The organism is Streptomyces sp. NPDC048349 (assembly GCF_040651925.1).
In the GTDB taxonomy this organism is placed as follows: domain Bacteria; phylum Actinomycetota; class Actinomycetes; order Streptomycetales; family Streptomycetaceae; genus Streptomyces.
This window is the reverse complement of record NZ_JBEZLA010000065.1, coordinates 35760-39223: the sequence shown is the minus strand read 5'-3', so window position 1 is coordinate 39223 and position 3464 is coordinate 35760. Positions and strand designations below refer to the sequence as shown.

Genomic DNA, 3464 nt, shown 5'->3' with positions numbered 1-3464 from the left:
CCCGTACTGGACGTACTTGGGCTTTCGGCCGGTGCGGCGAGAGTGCGTGCCGGGCACCGCGACGCCGCGGACCTCCGTCAGACACCCCCTAGTTCCCCGTCCGGTCGCCCGTCACAGCACCAGGTCGCCGCCGGCCGGCGGCGCGAAGTGCCGCTCCACGTCCGGGCCGGTCACGTCCGCCAGGGCGGGCGGCGACCAGCGCGGGTTGCGGTCCTTGTCGACGACCTGCGCCCGGATGCCCTCCACCAGGTCGGGTGAGGCCAGCGCGTTGCAGGAGACCCGGAACTCCTGGACCAGGACCTCCTCCAGGGAGCCGAGCTCCGCGGCCCGGCGCAGGGCCGCGAGGGTGACCTTCAGCGCGGTCGGGGACTTGGCCAGGACGGTCTCGGCGGCCTCCTTCGCGGCCGGGTCCCCGTCGGCCAGCAGCCGCTCGACGATCTCCTCGACGGTGTCGGCCGCGTAGCAGTGGTCGATCCAGGGCCGCCGGTCGGCGAGTTCCCCGGGCGGGGGCGTGGCGGCGTACCGCGGCAGCACCTCGTGGACGGGGGCCGCGGCGAGGGCGGTGGTCAGCTCCGGGAGGCGCGCGGCGGGCACGAAGTGGTCGGCAAGGCCGCACAGCAGCGCGTCGGCTGCGCCCACGGCGCCCCCGGTGAGGGCGAGATGGGTACCGAGGCGGCCGGGCGCGCGGCCGAGCAGCCAGGTCCCGCCGACGTCGGGCACGAAGCCGATGCCGGTCTCGGGCATGGCGACGCGGGAGCGCTCGGTGACGACGCGGACGCCGCCGTGGGCCGAGATGCCGACACCGCCGCCCATGACGATGCCGTCCATCAGGGCGACGTACGGCTTGGGGTAGCGGGCGATGCGGGCGTTGAGACGGTACTCGTCGCGCCAGAACTCCGCGGACGCAGTGGTACCGGCCTTGGCGTCGTCGTGGATGGCCCGGATGTCCCCGCCCGCGCACAGCCCGCGCTCACCGGCGCCGCGGACGAGCACCTGGTCGACGGCGGGGTCCCGCTCCCAGGCGGCCAGGGCTCGGTCCATGCGCAGCACCATGGGGTGGGTGAGCGCGTTGAGGGCCTTGGGCCGGTTGAGGGTGATCACCGCCGTCCGGCCCTCGACGGTGAACTGGACGGTGTCGTCTTCGGTCTTCACACCGGTCAGTATGTAGCGTGGAGCGGTATGCGGAAGATCATTCTGATGATGTCGGTGTCCCTCGACGGGTTCATCGAGGGGCCCGACCGCGACATCGACTGGCACGTCGTGGACGACGAGCTGCACCAGCACTTCAATGACGAGCTCCGCGCCATGGGCGGCTTCCTGCACGGCCGCGTGATGTACGAGCTGATGGCGGACTTCTGGCCGACCGCCGACGCCGATCCCGCGAACGCCGGTCCGGTGGCGGAGTTCGCGGGCATCTGGCGGGACATGCCGAAGTACGTCTACTCGCGCACCCTCGAGCGGGCCGGCTGGAACAGCACGATCGTCCGTGACGTCGTCCCGGCGGAGGTCGCTGCGCTCAAGGCCGCCCCGGGCGGGGACCTCTGCCTGGGCGGGGCCGGTCTCACCGCCGCGTTCCTGCGCCACGACCTGGTGGACGCGTACCGGATCTACGTCCACCCGGTGCGGATCGGGCGCGGCAAGCCGCTGTTCCCGCCGACCGACGGCGGGCCGGTGCCGCTGCGCCTGGAGGCCACCCGTACGTTCGGCAACGGCGTCGTTCTCCTGAGCTACGGCCGCCGCTCCTAGGGGGTCTCCTGCGGGCGGGCACGGTGGGCCCGCCACGCGGCCAAGGCCTCGGCGCGGGTGGCGCCGGGGCGGGTGGCGTGCCAGTCGCGCAGGAAGCGGTTGAACTCGAACTGGGCGCCGACCTCCTGGGGTTCGGCCGCCTGCGCGCGGGTGGCGTGCCAGTGGGCCACGGCCTCGGCGAGGGTTCGGCCGGCCCCCTGGGCCACGTACTCCCGCATGAAGGCGTCGAAGCGGAAGCCGGGGCCGATCTCCCGGACGAAGAACTCCCGGAGCACCTGGCTGCACCGCTGCCCGGGCGGGATCACGGTCGCGCCGTCCAGGGGGGCGGTGAGCTGCGGCCCTCCCGGGCGGCCGGCGGAGGCGCGGGGCGCCGCCGGTTCGGGCGGCAGGCCGTCGAGCGCGGCCGCGAGCCGGGCGGTGACGGCGGCCTTCCCCCCTCCGGCCGACATGCCCATCCGGCGCGCCAGTGCCCTCAGCTCCGCCAGCGTCCAGTACCAGCGCCCGAGCTCCGCCCCGGTCAGTGCCGGGGTCGGAGCGGGGCGAGACTCCCCCGTATTCGTACGCATGTTCCCATCCTACGGGCGCGCACCGGCGGGATCGGCACGACGGAAGAGATCACGGCGCCCCTGGATGACCGACCCCGGCGGGTGCGGCCACCTCCAGCCACACGCACTTGCCGTGCGGTCCCGGGCGGGACCCCCAGCTGCGGGCCAGCCGCTCCATGATCAGCAGCCCGTGCCCGCCGGGCTGCCCGCGCGAGCCCGGCACCGCGCGCTGCGGGACGGGGGGCGCCGGATTCCCGTCGGTCACCTCGATGCGCAGCCGCTCCTCGTCGCAGTCCAGCAGCAGCGCTTCCGGTCCGCCGCCGTGCAGGCAGGCATTGGCCACCACCTCGGACACCAGCAGGAGTACGTCGTCGGCGACGTCCCGCGCCTCCTGCGTGGCGGCCGGGAGCCAGCGCCACGCGGCCAGTGCCCTGCGGGCGAAGTCCCGGCTGCGCGTCACGACGTCGGTGGCCCCCTCCAGTACCAGGTACCAGGTCCGGTCGGGTGACCCCCGCTGCTCCATGGCGCTCTGACTCCTCGTGTCGACGTGCCGTAGCCGTAGCCGCCCGACCGTGTCCGCAGGCACTAGCCGGGCGGTTGCGGCCCTTCCGTCCCGCTCAGCGCCTGCGCCACGTCGGCGTGCACGGGGAAGACCCCGTCGGCGCCGGTGATGCGGAACATGCGGGCGACGGAACCGCGCAGCCCGGCCAGTTCCACGCTGCCGCCGGCTTCACGGGCCGCGAGCCTGCTCTGCAGGAGCACGTTGAGCCCGGTGGAATCGCAAAATCCCAGCCCCGTCAGGTCCACCAGCAGCCGGCCGCCGCGGGGGACCGCCGCGTCGAGGGCTTCGCGCAGGGGCTGGGCCGTGTCGTGGTCCAGCTCGCCCGCGAGCTCGAGGACGACGGCTCCGTCCACGGTCTGCACCGCGACGGTGAAGCGCTCATTGTCCGTTCCCGGAACCATGCGGCATCACCCTTCCGTCCTGTTCTTGCACCTTCCCAGAAGCCGGGCGGATACGCCTCCGGCGGAAACGGTCACGGCGCGGCGCGGCCCGGCCCGGCGCGGCGACAGGATCCTGCCCCGCCCCGCGGAACGGATCCGAAAACGACCGCGGGGGGCGGGGGGGGGTGGTGGGGTCGCCCCCCCCCCCCGCCCACAGCGAAATGAACGGGG

The 3464-nt window shown here is 74.3% G+C and carries 5 protein-coding genes; 1 reads left to right on the top strand and 4 read right to left on the bottom strand.

All coding sequences use genetic code 11. The annotated features are described in order from the left end of the window. Positions 1 to 111 precede the first annotated feature (111 nt). A complete protein-coding gene (locus AB0D44_RS28485) occupies positions 112 to 1152 on the bottom strand; it encodes an enoyl-CoA hydratase/isomerase family protein (protein ID WP_362596084.1) in 1041 nt (346 codons plus the stop codon). 27 nt (positions 1153 to 1179) lie between these two features. On the opposite strand from AB0D44_RS28485, the gene AB0D44_RS28480 reads away from it, so the two are divergent. After that, a complete protein-coding gene (locus tag AB0D44_RS28480) occupies positions 1180 to 1746 on the top strand; it encodes a dihydrofolate reductase family protein (RefSeq protein WP_362596082.1) in 567 nt (188 codons plus the stop codon). On the opposite strand, the gene AB0D44_RS28475 is transcribed toward AB0D44_RS28480, so the two are convergent. From AB0D44_RS28475 to AB0D44_RS28465, 3 genes are all read right to left on the bottom strand, one after another. Beyond that, positions 1743 to 2312: a DUF6434 domain-containing protein gene (locus tag AB0D44_RS28475; protein ID WP_362596081.1), complete on the bottom strand. Its 570-nt coding sequence runs from the start codon at positions 2310 to 2312 to the stop codon at positions 1743 to 1745. The genes AB0D44_RS28480 and AB0D44_RS28475 overlap by 4 nt on opposite strands. A gap of 49 nt (positions 2313 to 2361) precedes the next feature. Then, the gene (locus tag AB0D44_RS28470; protein ID WP_362596079.1) at positions 2362 to 2814 is read right to left on the bottom strand and encodes an ATP-binding protein; all 453 of its coding nucleotides are present in this window, start codon (positions 2812 to 2814) and stop codon (positions 2362 to 2364) included. 62 nt (positions 2815 to 2876) lie between these two features. After that, positions 2877 to 3254: an STAS domain-containing protein gene (locus AB0D44_RS28465; protein ID WP_362596077.1), complete on the bottom strand. Its 378-nt coding sequence runs from the start codon at positions 3252 to 3254 to the stop codon at positions 2877 to 2879. Between the last annotated feature and the right edge of the window lie 210 nt (positions 3255 to 3464).

Excerpts from the sequence above, each read along its gene's own strand:
- AB0D44_RS28465 (WP_362596077.1), bottom strand. The coding sequence starts at position 3,254 with ATGGTTCCGGGAACGGACAATGAGCGCTTCACCGTCGCGGTGCAGACC.
- AB0D44_RS28475 (WP_362596081.1), bottom strand. The coding sequence starts at position 2,312 with ATGCGTACGAATACGGGGGAGTCTCGCCCCGCTCCGACCCCGGCACTG.
- AB0D44_RS28470 (WP_362596079.1), bottom strand. The coding sequence starts at position 2,814 with ATGGAGCAGCGGGGGTCACCCGACCGGACCTGGTACCTGGTACTGGAG.
- AB0D44_RS28480 (WP_362596082.1), top strand. The coding sequence starts at position 1,180 with ATGCGGAAGATCATTCTGATGATGTCGGTGTCCCTCGACGGGTTCATC.